Annotated in this window: 13 protein-coding genes; 5 read left to right on the forward strand and 8 right to left on the reverse strand. The window is 63.8% G+C overall.

The window, feature by feature from the left end:
- Positions 1 to 181: 181 nt before the first annotated feature.
- Positions 182 to 1,072 carry an SMP-30/gluconolactonase/LRE family protein gene (locus tag NKI05_RS22870; protein WP_352793221.1) on the forward strand — a complete coding sequence of 297 codons (891 nt, stop codon included), beginning with the start codon at positions 182 to 184 and terminating at the stop codon, positions 1,070 to 1,072.
- Here the strand turns inward: NKI05_RS22870 and NKI05_RS22875 are convergent.
- The 4 genes from NKI05_RS22875 to NKI05_RS22890 all read right to left on the reverse strand — a co-directional run bounded on the left by NKI05_RS22875 (position 1,051) and on the right by NKI05_RS22890 (position 5,864).
- On the reverse strand, positions 1,051 to 1,386 hold the full coding sequence (locus NKI05_RS22875) for an antibiotic biosynthesis monooxygenase (protein ID WP_023685667.1): 336 nt from the start codon (positions 1,384 to 1,386) through the stop codon (positions 1,051 to 1,053). The two genes, NKI05_RS22870 and NKI05_RS22875, sit on opposite strands and share 22 nt — an antisense overlap.
- Positions 1,387 to 1,671: 285 nt before the next feature.
- Positions 1,672 to 3,552 carry an ABCB family ABC transporter ATP-binding protein/permease gene (locus NKI05_RS22880; protein ID WP_023703211.1) on the reverse strand — a complete coding sequence of 627 codons (1,881 nt, stop codon included), beginning with the start codon at positions 3,550 to 3,552 and terminating at the stop codon, positions 1,672 to 1,674.
- A 23-nt stretch (positions 3,553 to 3,575) separates the two neighbouring features.
- A complete protein-coding gene (locus tag NKI05_RS22885; protein WP_023703210.1) occupies positions 3,576 to 3,911 on the reverse strand; it encodes an ArsR/SmtB family transcription factor in 336 nt (111 codons plus the stop codon).
- A gap of 231 nt (positions 3,912 to 4,142) precedes the next feature.
- Positions 4,143 to 5,864 carry a LysM peptidoglycan-binding domain-containing protein gene (locus NKI05_RS22890; protein WP_352793224.1) on the reverse strand — a complete coding sequence of 574 codons (1,722 nt, stop codon included), beginning with the start codon at positions 5,862 to 5,864 and terminating at the stop codon, positions 4,143 to 4,145.
- Between the two features lie 125 nt (positions 5,865 to 5,989).
- Here NKI05_RS22890 and NKI05_RS22895 point away from each other — a divergent pair, with 125 nt between their 5' ends.
- The 4 genes from NKI05_RS22895 (at position 5,990) to NKI05_RS22910 (ending at position 9,440) form a co-directional block, all read left to right on the forward strand.
- Complete coding sequence (locus NKI05_RS22895) at positions 5,990 to 6,601, forward strand: LOG family protein (RefSeq protein ID WP_023673582.1); 612 nt, start codon at positions 5,990 to 5,992, stop codon at positions 6,599 to 6,601.
- Between the two features lie 34 nt (positions 6,602 to 6,635).
- On the forward strand, positions 6,636 to 6,863 hold the full coding sequence (locus tag NKI05_RS22900) for a hypothetical protein (RefSeq protein ID WP_023673581.1): 228 nt from the start codon (positions 6,636 to 6,638) through the stop codon (positions 6,861 to 6,863).
- 121 nt (positions 6,864 to 6,984) lie between these two features.
- On the forward strand, positions 6,985 to 8,289 hold the full coding sequence (locus NKI05_RS22905) for a sulfotransferase family protein (protein ID WP_023816822.1): 1,305 nt from the start codon (positions 6,985 to 6,987) through the stop codon (positions 8,287 to 8,289).
- Positions 8,290 to 8,447: 158 nt separating this feature from the next.
- Positions 8,448 to 9,440 (forward strand): transporter, encoded by a 993-nt coding sequence (locus tag NKI05_RS22910; RefSeq protein ID WP_023816821.1) that lies wholly within the window; start codon positions 8,448 to 8,450, stop codon positions 9,438 to 9,440.
- 66 nt (positions 9,441 to 9,506) lie between these two features.
- On the opposite strand, the gene NKI05_RS22915 is transcribed toward NKI05_RS22910, so the two are convergent.
- The 4 genes from NKI05_RS22915 to pip form a co-directional block, all read right to left on the reverse strand.
- Complete coding sequence (locus NKI05_RS22915) at positions 9,507 to 10,193, reverse strand: glutathione S-transferase family protein (protein WP_023816820.1); 687 nt, start codon at positions 10,191 to 10,193, stop codon at positions 9,507 to 9,509.
- A gap of 11 nt (positions 10,194 to 10,204) precedes the next feature.
- Entirely contained in the window at positions 10,205 to 11,134 is a 930-nt protein-coding gene (gene rarD / locus NKI05_RS22920; protein WP_023673577.1) for an EamA family transporter RarD, read from the reverse strand.
- A gap of 138 nt (positions 11,135 to 11,272) precedes the next feature.
- Complete coding sequence (gene cimA / locus NKI05_RS22925; RefSeq protein WP_023684468.1) at positions 11,273 to 12,889, reverse strand: citramalate synthase; 1,617 nt, start codon at positions 12,887 to 12,889, stop codon at positions 11,273 to 11,275.
- Positions 12,890 to 13,076: 187 nt separating this feature from the next.
- Entirely contained in the window at positions 13,077 to 14,033 is a 957-nt protein-coding gene (gene pip / locus NKI05_RS22930; protein ID WP_023735501.1) for a prolyl aminopeptidase, read from the reverse strand.
- Positions 14,034 to 14,036: the final 3 nt, after the last annotated feature.

Here is a 14,036-nt window from a genome sequence, read left to right on the forward strand (position 1 = left end):
TTTCCGACGCGACAATATCAGCTGCCCTCAAGGATTAAAGGCACTCTGATCCAGAGGCATCCGCACGATGGTTTGCCGAAATTGTCGACGGTGTCGGGGCGCCACAGATTCATACGTCCTTGGCAGGAAAGCGCTTCGCGACAATGCCGAATTGCGGCGAGTCGACAAACCAGGGTCAGAGATGCCATCCTCGAAATCAGTCGCCCTGAACGCCAAGGTCATTACAGAAGGCCTCGCTTTCGGAGAGTCTCCCCGCTGGCACGACGGACGCCTGTGGCTCTGCAACTGGGGAACCGGAGAGATCGTCGCGGTGGATGAGGACGGCGGGAACCAGGTGATGCTCACCGTGCCGGCCATCCTGCCCTATTCGATCGACTGGTTGCCGGATGGCCGATTGCTGATCGTCTCGGGTGGGGATGGCTTGTTGCTGCGGCAGGAGGCGGATGGAACGCTGGCCACCCATTCCGATCTTCGGTCGCTGTCAAACAGCCCGTGGAACGAGATCGTCGTCGACGGGCGCGGCAACATCTATGTCAATGGCGGCGGGTCGGCGCCTGCACCGGGCGAGCATTTCGGGCCCGGCACCATCGTGCTGATCACGCCGGACGGCTCGGTTCGACAAGTGGCCGAGAACATCGCTTTCGCCAACGGCATGGCGGTGACGCCGGACAACAGGACACTGATCGTGGCGGAGTCGCATGCCAACCGGCTGACCGCCTTCGATATCGCGGAGGATGGCGGGCTTTCCAACCGCCGGGTCTGGGCCGATCTCGATGGCTTTCCCGACGGCGTCTGCCTCGATGCCGAAGGAACTGCCTGGTATGCGGATGTTCCCAACAAACGCTGTGTGCGGGTGCGCGAAGGTGGCGAGGTGTTGCAGACAGTCGATGCCGATCGCGGCTGCTTTGCCTGCATGCTGGGCGGGCCGGATGGCACGACACTGTTCATCGTCGCCGCCGAATGGCGTGGTTTCGAGAACATGATCAGCGATGCCCGCACCGGCCAGGTGCTGAGCGTCGAGGCGCCAGCACCTGGCACGGGCTGGCCCTCCTACATCTCAGGCAGACGCTGATAGTTGGCGATATCGGCCTTCACACCCAGCCGGGCAATGGTCTCCTGCGGGTTGAAGCCCGCCCGCTCGTGGGCCGCCTTGACGATCGGCACGACATTGTCGACGGCCGCCTGGTTTTCCCATTCGACAATGGTGACCAGGTTGAACTCGCCCGGACCCGAAAATTGCTCGAGCACGAAATCCTGGACGAAGCCTTGCTGCAGGCGCAGCAGTTCATGCGTTGCCCTGACCTTGCGAAGGATTTCTTCACGGGCCTCGGCAGGAACGACGAATTTGTCGACCCTGAACACGGCTGCCTCGGCAAGTTTATCCATTTGAATCTGACTCCGTTCTTGAACGACTTGGGTTCGGTGGCTCAGGAACGGGTTTGCGATCTCAACTTAGGTTGAGGTCAAGGGGAAATTTTCGGTGGTGATGATGGCGACGACGCTGCATATCACCCCCCTTGAGGGGGAGATGGCCGGCAGGCCAGAGGGGGTCGGTTCGACTGGATGCGCCCCCCTTGCGACCGATGAAGGTTAGCGCTCCACGCGCTGCGACCCCCTCTGTCGCCTTCGGCGACATCTCCCCCTCAAGGGGGGAGATCGGCGCTCCGCCGCCTAGCTCACCTCCGAAGTCCGCCTGCGCACAACCACACCCAGCTCATCGCTCTCGCGTGCAACTCGAAGCCTCTCTTCGGCTTCTGTCGCTTCGCGCTGGCGGTCCCACATCGACGCGTAGAGGCCATGCTTTTGCATCAGCTCGGCATGGGTGCCGCGCTCGGCGATCTCGCCGTCCTTGAGCACGATGATCTCGTCGGCGGTGATCACCGTCGACAACCTATGCGCAATGACGATGGTGGTGCGGCCCTTGCTGACCAGGTCGAGGGCGGCCTGTATTTCCTGTTCGGTGTGGCTGTCCAGCGCCGAGGTCGCCTCGTCGAGCATCAGGATCGGCGGCGCCTTCAAAATCGTGCGGGCAATCGCCACGCGCTGCTTTTCGCCGCCCGACAGCTTTAGCCCGCGCTCACCGACCATCGAGCGATAACCTTCCGGCAGCCGTTCGATAAACGGGCCGATCTGGGCAAGCTCGGCGGCTTTCTGCATATCCTCTTCGCTGGCACCGATGCGACCGTAACGGATGTTGTAGGCGATGGTGTCGTTGAACAGCACGGTGTCCTGCGGCACCATGCCGATCGCGCCGCGCAGGCTCTGTTGGGTCACATCCCTGACGTCCTGGCCGTCGATCAGCACCTGACCACCCTGGACGTCGTAGAAGCGGAATAGCAGCCGCGAAATCGTCGACTTGCCGGCGCCGGACGGTCCGACAATGGCCACCGTCTTGCCGGCCGGCACCTCGAAGGAGACACCTTTCAGGATCTTGCGGTTGGGATCGTAGGCAAAATGCACGTCGCGGAACTCGACCTTGCCGGCTGTAACGGCCAGTGGCTTGGCATCCGGCTTGTCGGTGATTTCCTGCGGCACATCGAGCAGGTCGAACATTTGCTCGATGTCGGTCAGCCCCTGGCGGATTTCGCGGTAGATGAAGCCGATGAAATTGAGCGGCACCGCAAGCTGCATCAGCATGGCGTTGATGAAGACGAAATCGCCGACCGTCTGCGTGCCGGCCTGCACCTCCAGCGCCGACATGCACATGACGATGACGGTGCCGAGACCGAAGATGATGCCCTGGCCGAAATTCAGCCAACCGAGCGAGGTCCATATTCTGGTCGCCGCCATTTCATAGCGCGCCATCGAACGGTCGAAGCGCTCAGCCTCCATACCCTCGTTGTTGAAGTATTTGACGGTCTCGTAGTTGAGCAGCGAGTCGATCGCCTTGGTGTTGGCGTCGGTGTCGCTGTCGTTCATGTCGCGGCGGATCGAAATGCGCCAGTCGCTGGCGCGAACCGTGAACCAGACGTAGAGCCACACCGTGGCCGCCACCACGACCACATATTTCCAGCCATAGGTGTAGGCGAAGATGCCGGTGGTCAGCGCGAATTCGAGGATGGTCGGCGCCGTGTTCAGCATGATGAAGCGCACGATCGTCTCGATGCCCTTGGTGCCGCGCTCTATGATGCGCGACAGGCCGCCGGTGCGGCGCTCGAGGTGAAAGCGCAGCGACAGCTGGTGCATGTGAACGAAGGTGCGGAACGCGAGCTGGCGCACCGCATATTGGCCAACGCGGGCAAACAGCGCGTCGCGCAGCTGGTTGAAGCCAAGCTGCACCAGCCGCACGACATTGTAGGCGACGACCAGCATCACCGGCGCCAGCAGGAAAGATGGCAGCGGCGGCGGCGATTTGGCGTCGCCGGCCAGGGCATCCGTCGCCCATTTGAAGAAATAGGGCCCGGCAACCAGCGTCAGCTTGGCAACGACCAGAAGCAGCGTCGCCCAGGTGACGCGTGCCCTGAGATCGGGGCGGTCGGCCGGCCACATATAGGGCCACAGATTGCGCAAGGTGCCGAAGGTCGAGCTATCGGAAACGGTTTTTTCTGCCACTTTTCTTGCCTTTTGGTGAGAGATCAGCGGCCGGAGCAGCAGGAATTGACGAGTGCGGTCAGCGATGCGGAAACGTCGGCGAGCGCGGCGCGGTCGAGTTGATAGCGCGAGCGCTGGCGGTCGGGCTCGAAGCGGACCAGCCCGGCTTCGACCAGGATCTTCAGATGCTGGGACACGGTGGACTGCGCCAGATCGAGATGATCGACCACCTCGCGGCAGCAGCAGGAATTGCTGGCCGAGAGATGTCTAAGGATCTCGATGCGCGCCGGGTGCGAGAGTGCGGCGAAGCTCGCGGCAACGGCGCGGCTTTGGGGCGGTGCGCAGTTTGCGTGGTCTGGTTCAGCGAGCGAGTCTGCCATCGTTCATCGGCGATAGACGATGAACGGGTGCGTGGCAAGCTAACCCGATGGGTAGAGCGACCTAATCTCCCCCCTCGAGAGGGAGATGTCGCCGAAGGCGACAGAGGGGGTCGGTACGTCCTGACGCAACGTCGTTTGCAGCAAAGAGAAGGTCGGCGTTCTATGCGCGGCGACCCCCTCTGGCCTGCCGGCAATCTCCCCCACTTGGGGGGAGATTAGCCAATCGCCAAACTACTGCGTCTTCGTCTGCGCCGTCGTCACTTGCTCGCCCATCGCCTTGAGGTCGGCGGCTTCGCCTTCCTTGGACTTTTCCGGAACCTTGAACACCTGCCCCGGCCAGATGCGGTCGGGATCGCTGATCTGGTCCTGGTTGGCGAGATAGATGGTCGAGAAGCGCACGCCGTGACCGTAGACGCGCCGCGAGATCCGCCACAGCGTGTCGTGCCTGCGGATGATGACCGCGCCGTCGGCATGTTCGAGCTTTGGCGCCACCGTCTCGGGCACGTCGGGCGTTGCCGCCGCGACGACGGCTGAAGCCTCAGCGGCGGGCGCTGCCGGTGCCGCAGGTGCCCCGGCAACCGCCGGGGCAGCCGGAGCCGGCGCTTCAGCCGCCGGTGCGGCTGGTGCGGATGCGGCAGCAGCTGGTGCGGGCTTCGCAGGGGCAGCCGCGATAGTGGCTGGCGCCGCAGGCTTCAGAGCGGCCGGTGCTTCGGCAGCAGCCGGTGCGGCCGGCTCAGCAGGCTTTGCTTCGGCGGGCTTGGTCTCGGTGGGCTTGGTCTCGGTGGGCTTGGCCTCCGCGGGCGCCACGGCGGCGATCGCTTCGCCGGGTTCGCGCTCGAACGGCACGGCGGCGCGGGCCACGACCTTCACGCCGTCGGCGTCGAGACCGTCGACATGGATGGTGTAGCTGCCGACCGGGATGTCTCGCGTCGCCTCGACCAGGAAATGACCGTCGGGCGAGGTCACCGCATCACCAAGCAGGATATCGTTGGCATAGGCGCGCACCTTGCGGCCGGCGTCAGCCAGACCGGCGACGAAAATCTTGTTGCCGTCGATCTCGACCGCCTCGACGACGATCTTGGGTGCAGCCACGGCTGCCGCCGGCGGCGCTGCAGGTACTGCTGGCGCTGCAGGGGCAGTTGCGGCTTCCACAGCCGGAGCAGCAGGTGCCGTTTCAGCGGGAGCGGCAGGCGCTGCCGCGACCACGGCAGGCGCAGCCGTAGCAGGCGCCTCAGCGGCTGGGGCAGCGGCCTGATCGCCGGCGGCCGGTGCCGCGGGCTTGGTCTCAGGCGCCGGGACGCTAAGCAGCTCGGCCGGCTTGCCGGGTTCCTCGACCATCGCCAGCACCTGGCCGGCGGCGTCCTTGGGAACCGAAACGACGGCGGTCTGCACGGAAGGGGTAACCACATCGCCGGCCGTCGCGCGCAACGCAATCGTATAGTCGCCGGGCTTCAGCGGATCGTCGAGAACGATGACGAAGGCGCCGTCCGGACCGGCGACAGTCGAGCCAAGCACCGAGGAGCCGTTGAGGATCTCGATCTTCGAATTGGGCGCAGCATTGCCGGCAACGACGATCGAGCCGTTGCTTTCGACGCGCACGACGTCGAAGCTCGGCGCAACCGGGCCGGCCGCGGCCGGTGCTGGGGTTGCTGGGGCAGCAACGGGCGCGGCAGGTGCCGCCGGAGCCGCAGCTTCGGTCGCGGGAGCCGTTGCGTCGGCAGGCGCGGGTGCTGCGGGAGCCTTGGCATCGGTGGGCGCGGCGGGCGCCGGCGGCAGCCTTCCCTCGGTCCCCGGATCGGCCGGCTTTTCAGCCGGCGGCGTCAGCGATGCAATCGCGGCCGGCGGCGTGGGATTCAGATACGGGTCGAGTGCGCCCGATACATAGGCGGTTCCGACGACCGCGACGGTCCCACCCGCCGCGAACAGAAACGCCTTCAATGGATTAACAGCCATATTTCCCCTACCCCTTAGCCACCTGAAGCCGGTCTAGCGTGTTTTGCCGGCACCGACAAGAAAAAGCCCGGGCTTGTCAGCCCTTGGGGCTTGACCCCGCATTCAGACCCAATCACCAATCACGAATGAACACGATTCGATCCGTCTGCGTCTATTGCGGCTCGTCTCCGGGCCGCGATGAAATCTATGCCAAGGCCGGGCACCTGCTTGGCCGCTCGCTCGCCAAAGCCGGCCTGCGGCTGGTCTATGGCGGCGGCACCAAAGGCATTATGGGCGCAGTCGCCGAAGGCGCGCTCAAGGCCGGCGGCAAGGTAACGGGCATCATTCCGCGCTTCCTCATCAACAAGGAGGCGACCGAAACCGCGCTTGACCGGCTCGACGAGTTGCTGATCACCGACAACATGCACGAGCGCAAGCACAAGATGTTCGAGAAATCCGACGCCTTTGTGGCGCTGCCCGGCGGCATCGGCACGGTCGAGGAAATCGTCGAGATCATGACCTGGGGCCAGCTCGGCCATCACCGCAAGCCGATCGTCTTCGCCAACGTTCAAGGATTCTGGGATCCGATGCTGGCGCTGCTCGACCATATGGCCAGCGAAGGCTTCATCCACACCGCGCAACGGGTCAAGCCGCTGGTGGTCGAAGACCCCGAGGCCATCGTCGCCGCCATCATGGTGGCGGGGTCGTCGGTCGATGCGCCGACGGAAGGCGTGCAGTCGGTGATTGATAAGATGTGAGGACGAAGCCGGACTTGGCGCAGGCGGCCAGGAATTGAGCCCGGTTGGTGTCGTCGGCCTGGCGCACCAACTGCGCCGCGTCGTGCTGGCGCTCAAGGCTGCCGGCTACGAAACACTGGGCAACACCTGGATCGGCGACAGCAACAAGGCCAGCCTGGCCCAGAAGCAGAAGTCCAATGCGAAGCCACTGATCGACTGCATCTGCTTGGCAAGGATCTGTAGCGTTGGGGCAGCTGACTTCGATCTGTCCAGCTTTTCTTGAGCTCCGTCTTGTGCGCAATGTAAGCACGTTGGCGACGATTTCCATTTGCAGCCCGCTTCGCAGTTGGTTATCGGAGAACATTGGGCGGGAACGGAAATTTGGAGAGCGAGACAAAGGGGAGATGAATCCGCGCGAGCGATTGACGGCCGCGAAGGGCGAGATCGCGTCGGAACCAAGGACGGCGATCCTGGTCCTCGGAATGCACCGCAGCGGCACCTCGGCGCTCGGCGCCCTCGTCGCCGCGCATGGAGCCACGCCGCCGAAACATCTGCTGCCCGGGAGCCTCCACAATCCCAAGGGACATTGGGAAAGTACCCCACTCACCATCGCCGACGACCACCTGCTCACGGCGGCCGCCTCCTCCTGGCAAGATTGGCTGCCGCTAGATCGGCAGTGGCTGCAGTCGCCGGCAGCCGAGCGATTTCGGCCCATGATGACGGCGATCATTGCCAGCGAGTTCGGCGATGCCCCCCTGTTTTTCGTCAAGGATCCGCGGATCTGCCGGTTCCTCCCCTTCATGGCCTCGATCCTGGCCGATCTCAGGATTGACCCGATCGCATTTCTGCCTGTCCGCAACCCGCTCGAAGTCGCCTGTTCGCTGCAGGAACGGGATCAAATGGCACTGCCGACAGCGTTCATGCTGTGGCTCAGGCACGTGCTCGAAGCGGAGCATCATTCGCGACACATGCCGCGCTGTATCCTGCGCCACGAAGACCTGTTGAGCGACTGGCGACATCAGATGGACCGCGCGGCCAGGGAGACCGGAATCGTCTGGCCTGTCACGTCCGATCACGCCGACGCCGCAATCGCCGAGTTCCTGGACAAGGATCTGCATCATCAGCGGGCCTCGGTCGCTGATCTGCAAAACCATCCGGATGCCACGCCATTAGTCCGCAGTGCCTATGCCATTTTGCGCAGTATGGCGTCTGAAGGCGACAGCCAGGACTTGCGCGACCAGCTCGACAGGGTGCGGGCGACGTTCGATGAGAGCTGCGATGTGGTTGGCAAGGCCGTTGCCGCAGGGAACCTGGCCGCTAAACGGCTACACGGCGAACTGGGAAAGGGCATCGTCGAGCGTGACGCCCTCGCTGACGCCCAACAGGCCCTCATCCGAGACCGAGACAGCTTCATGGCGGAGCGTGACGCGCTCGCTCACGCCCAGCAGGACCTCATCCAAGCCCGAGACAGCTTCATGGCGGAGCGTGATGCGCTTGCTCACGCCCAGCAGGACCTCATCCAAGCCCGAGACAGCTTCATGGCGGAGCGTGACGCGCTCGCCCTGGGCCAAGACGGCCTCGTAGCCGAGCGTAGCGCGCTGGCCAGGATCCGAGACGACCTGGTGGCGGAGCGCGATGCGGCGCTTGCGTCACGCAGATGGCGATTGACCGGACCGTTGCGATGGGTGAGCTCCATTCGTCGGCGATAGCAGCAAACACTCTAAACGCTGCTCGACAAACTGTGATCGCCTGTCAAGAAACCGTCACACGGAACCCGCCTCCCTCGTGTTACGAAGGACGGGTCGGCATCCGCGCGTCGGCATAGTTGAAATCTGAACCTGGTCGAAATTTCTTGGCGAGGCGAGCCGTGAACATTGCTCTCAACGCGGAAGGCCTGTCGCCTTACCTGCCCGACGAGCACGGGCTGTTCTTCATCTACCATTTCACCGCCGAGGGCCTGCGCACCAAGGACGCGGCCGAGGTTGCATGGACATGGCGCAGCTACCAGCTGTCCGACCTGCGCGCCCGTCATGAGATCGCCGCCGAGCAGGCTCTGCCCGGGCCGGTGCGCGAAGCTTTCCTCGGCGCCAGCCAGGGTTGCCACGTCGATCTCGAGGATGCCTGGCTTTATGGCGACCTGCCGGATCTGCGCCACGACTATTCGGCGGAAGCGCGCGGGCTCGGCCATTTCCGTTTTGCGCTCAACGACAAGACGCTGATCGGCGCGCGCAAGCAGCCACTGGAATCGGTCGATCTCATCCGCAAGGCGGTGGAGAGCGGCTCGCGCAAATTCCGCTCCCCCGCCGACCTGGTCGAAGCGGTCATGGGCCAGTCGCTCGACGGCATGGCGGCCGAACTCCACGGTCTTGGCGATACGCTGGACGGCATCGAGGACCGTATCGTGCGCGATGCCTGGCACGGCGAGCGGCAGTCGCTGGTCGAGGCGCGCCGTCAACTGGTGGTCATCCACCGGCAGATGGCGACGCTCACAAACCTTTTTCGCCATCTCGACCATTCGCATCGCAATGAGCTGCCCGATCGGATCAATGACATGGCGACAAGGCTCTCGCACCGGGCACACACGCTCTATCACGACGGCGAGCAGTTGCAGGCACGCGCAAGGTTGCTGCAGGACGAGTTGATGGCCAAGCTGACAATGCAGTCCAACCAGCTGCTCTATGTGCTGTCGGTGATGACGGCGGTGCTATTGCCGATGACCATCATATCAGGCCTGTTCGGCATGAATGTCGGTGGCCTGCCCATGGTCAATACGCCGATGGGCTTCTGGGTGGTCTCGGCGGTTTCGATCGTGATCGCCGCGGCGACCTACATGTTCGTAAGGCGGCTCGGGCGGACGTAACGCCCCGATCCCTTTGTTTTCACGCAATTCCCAAGGGAACGCGACGCGCTTTTCCTGGAATGCCCATCACGCCGTAGCGCGAAGATCCTCGACGATGGTGCCGGCGGCAGCGACCTCCGCCTCATGGTCCGGCTCCCGCCAGGTCTCGGCGAGACCCGCCGCATACCAGTCCTGCATGGCCGGCAGGCCAAGCAATTGCGCGGGATAGGCGGCAGCAGCCCCTTCGAAAGACAGCCCATAGGATAGCACACGGAACGCTACCGGAGCAAAGACGGCGTCGACCGCGGTAAAATGGCCGCCGGCAAGGAACGGCCCGCCGAACCGGGCAAGGCCATCGTTCCAGAGATCGCCCAAACGGAACAGATCCTGCTTCAGCGCGTCCGACATCGGCAACGGTTTTACCCGCAAGCCGCAATTCATCGGGCATGCGCCGCGCAAGGCCGTGAAACCAGAATGCATTTCGGCGGCGGCCGAGCGCGCCCAGGCTCGCGCCTTGGCCTCGGCAGGCCACACACCATGGTGGCCCTCGGCGAGATACTCGGCAATAGCGAGCGAATCCCAGACGGCCCAGCCGTCATCGACCAGGCAAGGCACGCGCCCGCTGGGCGAGAACGCCCGGTAGAGATCGAAACTGGGCCCGGTCGGAAACGGCGTCAATTGCTCCTCGAACGGAATGTCGAGGGTGCGCATCAGCACCCATGGCCGCAGCGACCATGACGAATAGTTCTTGTTGGCGATATGCAGCACGTACATCGAAAGGCTCCCTACTTCGGGGCCAACGCCACCGGGCGGATTTCACGGCCACGAAACATCGACCAGGAATACATCGCCAATGCCGCCCAGATCAGCGCGAAGGCAATTGCTTGCGTGGTGCCGAACGGCTCGTCGAAAATCAGCACGGCGATCAGGAACACCATGGTCGGTGCGATGTACTGCATGATGCCGATGGTGGAGAGGCGCAGAAGCTTGGCGCCGAAGGCGAACAGCAGCAGCGGCACCGAGGTGACTGGGCCGCAGCCGATGAGCAAAGCCATATCGGTGCCGTTGCTGGAGATGAAATGGTCCTGGCCGTTGACGACCAGGAAGACGATGTAGGCAAGCGCCGGCACCGACAGCAAAAGCACTTCGAGCAGAAAGCCCTGGCTCGGGCCGATCGGCAACGTCTTGCGGAAGAACCCATAGGCAGCGAAGGAAAAGGCCAGCGCCAGCGACACCCAAGGCAATTTGCCGGCATCGACGGTCAGAACGGCAACTGCGACCGCCGCCAGCAACACGGCCGCGATCTGCAGCCGGTCGAGCTTCTCGCCGAGCAACAACGCGCCGACGACGATGCTAACTAATGGGTTGATGTAGTATCCGAGCGCCGTCTCGACGGTGCGGTCGACCGAGATCGCCCAGACATAGATGGCCCAATTGACGGAGATCAGGGTCGCCGTCAACGCCGCCATGGCGATGCTGCGTGGTGAGCGGATTGCCGCCTTGAAATCGGCGGTCCGACCGGCCCAGACCAGCACCGCGGCGGCAATCGGCACCGACCAGACGATGCGGTGGGCGATCACCTCGATCAGCGGCAGATGCGCAACCGCCTTCATGTAGAAGGGCAACAGGCCCCATAGCAGATAAGCGCCGAGCGCGAGGAGAAAGCCGCTGCGGGCTTTGGAGTCGGCGTCGGGCTGGATCGTGTCGCTGGCCATGGCAACCGCTATGGCCCAGTGGGCCATCCAAAACCATCGCAAAATTATGATGGATCAATGGACTTCCGCTGATGGCTCAAGGGGCGGCGCCAGTTCCTCGCCCCACTTCGGGGGCGAGGAAACCCACGTTTTGCAACCCTACTCCGCCGCCACCAATCCCGCCATGTCGCGGTTCTTCATCAGCTTGTAGACGATCGAATCCATCAGCGCCTGGAAGGAGGCGTCGATTATGTTTTCCGACACGCCGACCGTCCACCAGCGTGCGCCGGTGCCGTCATGCGATTCGATCAGGACGCGAGTGATCGCCTCGGTGCCGCCATTGAGGATACGCACCTTGAAATCGGCGAGCTCCATGTCGGCGATCTCGCTCTGGAATTTGCCGAGGTCCTTGCGCAACGCGATGTCGAGCGCGTTGACCGGGCCGTGGCCTTCGGCCACCGACATCTTCTCCTCGCCCTCGACCATCACCTTGACGATGGCTTCGGAGACCGTCTTCAACTGGCCGTTGGCATCGAAGCGGCGCTCGACCATGCAGCGGAACGAAGTGACGTTGAAGAACTCCGGCAGGCCGTGCAGCATTTTGCGCGCCAACAGCTCGAAGGAGGCATCGGCGCCCTCATAGGCGTAGCCCTCGGCCTCGCGCTCCTTGACCACCGAGATCAGCGCATCGAGACGATGGTCGTCTCTGGGCACATCGATGCCGCGCCGCTTCAGCTCGGCGAGGAAATTGGCCTTGCCGCCCTGGTCCGAAACCATAACGCGGCGGCGGTTGCCTACCGCCTCGGGCGGCACATGTTCATAGGTCGCCGGCTCCTTGGCCAGTGCGGAGGCATGGATGCCGGCCTTGGTGGCGAAGGCCGAGGCGCCAACATAGGGCGCCTGCGCTTCCGGAGCACGGTTCAGCAATTCGTCGAAGGCGCGGGAAAGCCGGGATATCCCGGTCAGCGCCTCGGCCGAGATGCCGGTTTCAAACCGATCGGCGAAGGCCGGCTTCAGCGCCAGCGTCGGTACGATCGAGACCAGATTGGCGTTGCCGCAGCGCTCGCCGATGCCGTTCAGCGTGCCTTGGATCTGGCGCACGCCGGCCTCGACGGCGGCGAGCGAATTGGCCACCGCTTGGCCGGTGTCGTCATGGGCATGGATGCCGAGATGGCCGCCCGGAATACCTGAAACAATGACCTTGTCGACGATGGCGCGCACTTCCGAGGGCTGCGTGCCACCATTGGTGTCGCACAACACCACCCAGCGCGCGCCGGCATCATAGGCGGTCCTGGCGCAGGCCAGTGCGTAGTCCGGATTGGCCTTGAAGCCGTCGAAGAAATGCTCGCAATCGACCATCGCTTCCTTGCCGGCGGCAACAGCTGCTTCGACCGACGCGTTGATCGAGTCGAGGTTTTCCTCATTGGTGCAGCCGAGCGCGACGCGGACATGATAGTCCCAGCTCTTGGCGACGAAGCAGATGGCGTCGGACTTGGACTGCACGAGCGCTGCCAGGCCCGGGTCGTTGGATGCCGACACGCCTGCCCGCTTGGTCATGCCGAAGGCGACGAACTTTGCCTTCGCCGTGCGCTTCTGCTGGAAGAAGGCGGTGTCGGTCGGATTGGCGCCGGGATAGCCGCCTTCGACATAGTCCATGCCGAACTCATCGAGCAGCTTGGCAATCGCGATCTTGTCCTCGACGGAAAAGTCGATGCCCGGCGTCTGCTGGCCATCGCGGAGGGTTGTGTCGAAGAGATAGAGGCGTTGTTTGGTCATTGTTCTGTTGGCGCGCGAGCACCCCCCTCTGGCCTGCCGGCCATCTCCCCCTCAAGGGGGAAGATCGGCAGCTTTAGCGTCGGTTCGTTTCCTGCAGCGATGAAGATTTGCGAAAGCGCCGATGACAGCCAATCTCCCCCCTTGAGGGGGAGATGTCCGGCAGGACAGAGGGGGGTGCCACGCGCTGTCATTTCCCCGCAAACCCATCCGTCGCGCGTATCAGCCGATCCAGAATCCCCGGCTCCGAATAGGAATGGCCGGCGCCTTCGATGAGGTGGAAATCCGCCTTCGGCCAGGCCTTGTGCAGGGCCCAGGCATAGCGCGCCGGGCACGGCATGTCGTAGCGGCCGTGGACGATTGTGCCGGGAATATCCGCGAGCTTATGGGCATCGCGCAGAAGCTGCCCCTCCTCCAGCCAGCCGGCGTGGACGAAATAGTGGTTCTCGATGCGGGCAAAGGCGATGGCGAAGTCGTCCTCGCCGAACTTGTCGCTGGTCTCCGGCTCCGGTAGCAGCGTGATCGTCTCACCTTCCCACAGGCTCCAGGCAAGGGCGGCTTCCAGCTGCGCCTTGCCATCGGCGCCGACCAACCGCCTGCGGTAAGCGGCCATCATGTCGCCGCGCTCGGCCTCAGGAATTGGCGCCAGGAAACGCTCCCATTTGTCGGGGAACATCTCGGAGACGCCGAACTGATAGTACCATTCGAGTTCGGCGCGGGTCAGCGTGTAGATGCCGCGCACGACAAGCTCGCTGACGCGATTAGGATGCGTCTCGGCATAGGCCAGCGCCAGCGTCGAGCCCCACGAGCCGCCGAACACCAGCCATTTTTCGAAGCCGCACATCTCACGCAGCCGCTCGATGTCGGCAACCAGGTGCCAGGTGGTGTTGGCCTCGAGCGAGGCGTTGGGTGTCGATTTCCCGCAGCCGCGCTGGTCGAACAGGATGACGTCGTAAAGCTTCGGGTCGAACAATTGCCGATGTTTTGGCGAGAAGCCGCCGCCGGGACCGCCATGCAGGAAAACGGCCGGCTTGGCGCCCCTGGTTCCGGAGCGCTCCCAGTAGATATGATGGCCGTCGCCGACATCGAGCATGCCGGACTCGTACGCCTCGATCTCTGGATAAAGAGTACGAAGTTCACTGTTCATTTC

Source organism: Mesorhizobium sp. M0771, from assembly GCF_040320155.1.
Taxonomy (GTDB): Bacteria; Pseudomonadota; Alphaproteobacteria; order Rhizobiales; family Rhizobiaceae; genus Mesorhizobium.

Bases quoted from the DNA above. Each gene is read 5' to 3' on its own strand.
- NKI05_RS22890 (WP_352793224.1), bottom strand. From the start codon at position 5,864: ATGGCTGTTAATCCATTGAAGGCGTTTCTGTTCGCGGCGGGTGGGACC.
- cimA (WP_023684468.1), bottom strand. From the start codon at position 12,889: ATGACCAAACAACGCCTCTATCTCTTCGACACAACCCTCCGCGATGGC.
- NKI05_RS22905 (WP_023816822.1), top strand. From the start codon at position 6,985: ATGAATCCGCGCGAGCGATTGACGGCCGCGAAGGGCGAGATCGCGTCG.
- NKI05_RS22895 (WP_023673582.1), top strand. From the start codon at position 5,990: ATGAACACGATTCGATCCGTCTGCGTCTATTGCGGCTCGTCTCCGGGC.
- rarD (WP_023673577.1), bottom strand. From the start codon at position 11,134: ATGGCCAGCGACACGATCCAGCCCGACGCCGACTCCAAAGCCCGCAGC.
- NKI05_RS22875 (WP_023685667.1), bottom strand. From the start codon at position 1,386: ATGGATAAACTTGCCGAGGCAGCCGTGTTCAGGGTCGACAAATTCGTC.
- NKI05_RS22885 (WP_023703210.1), bottom strand. From the start codon at position 3,911: ATGGCAGACTCGCTCGCTGAACCAGACCACGCAAACTGCGCACCGCCC.
- pip (WP_023735501.1), bottom strand. From the start codon at position 14,033: ATGAACAGTGAACTTCGTACTCTTTATCCAGAGATCGAGGCGTACGAG.
- NKI05_RS22915 (WP_023816820.1), bottom strand. From the start codon at position 10,193: ATGTACGTGCTGCATATCGCCAACAAGAACTATTCGTCATGGTCGCTG.
- NKI05_RS22870 (WP_352793221.1), top strand. From the start codon at position 182: ATGCCATCCTCGAAATCAGTCGCCCTGAACGCCAAGGTCATTACAGAA.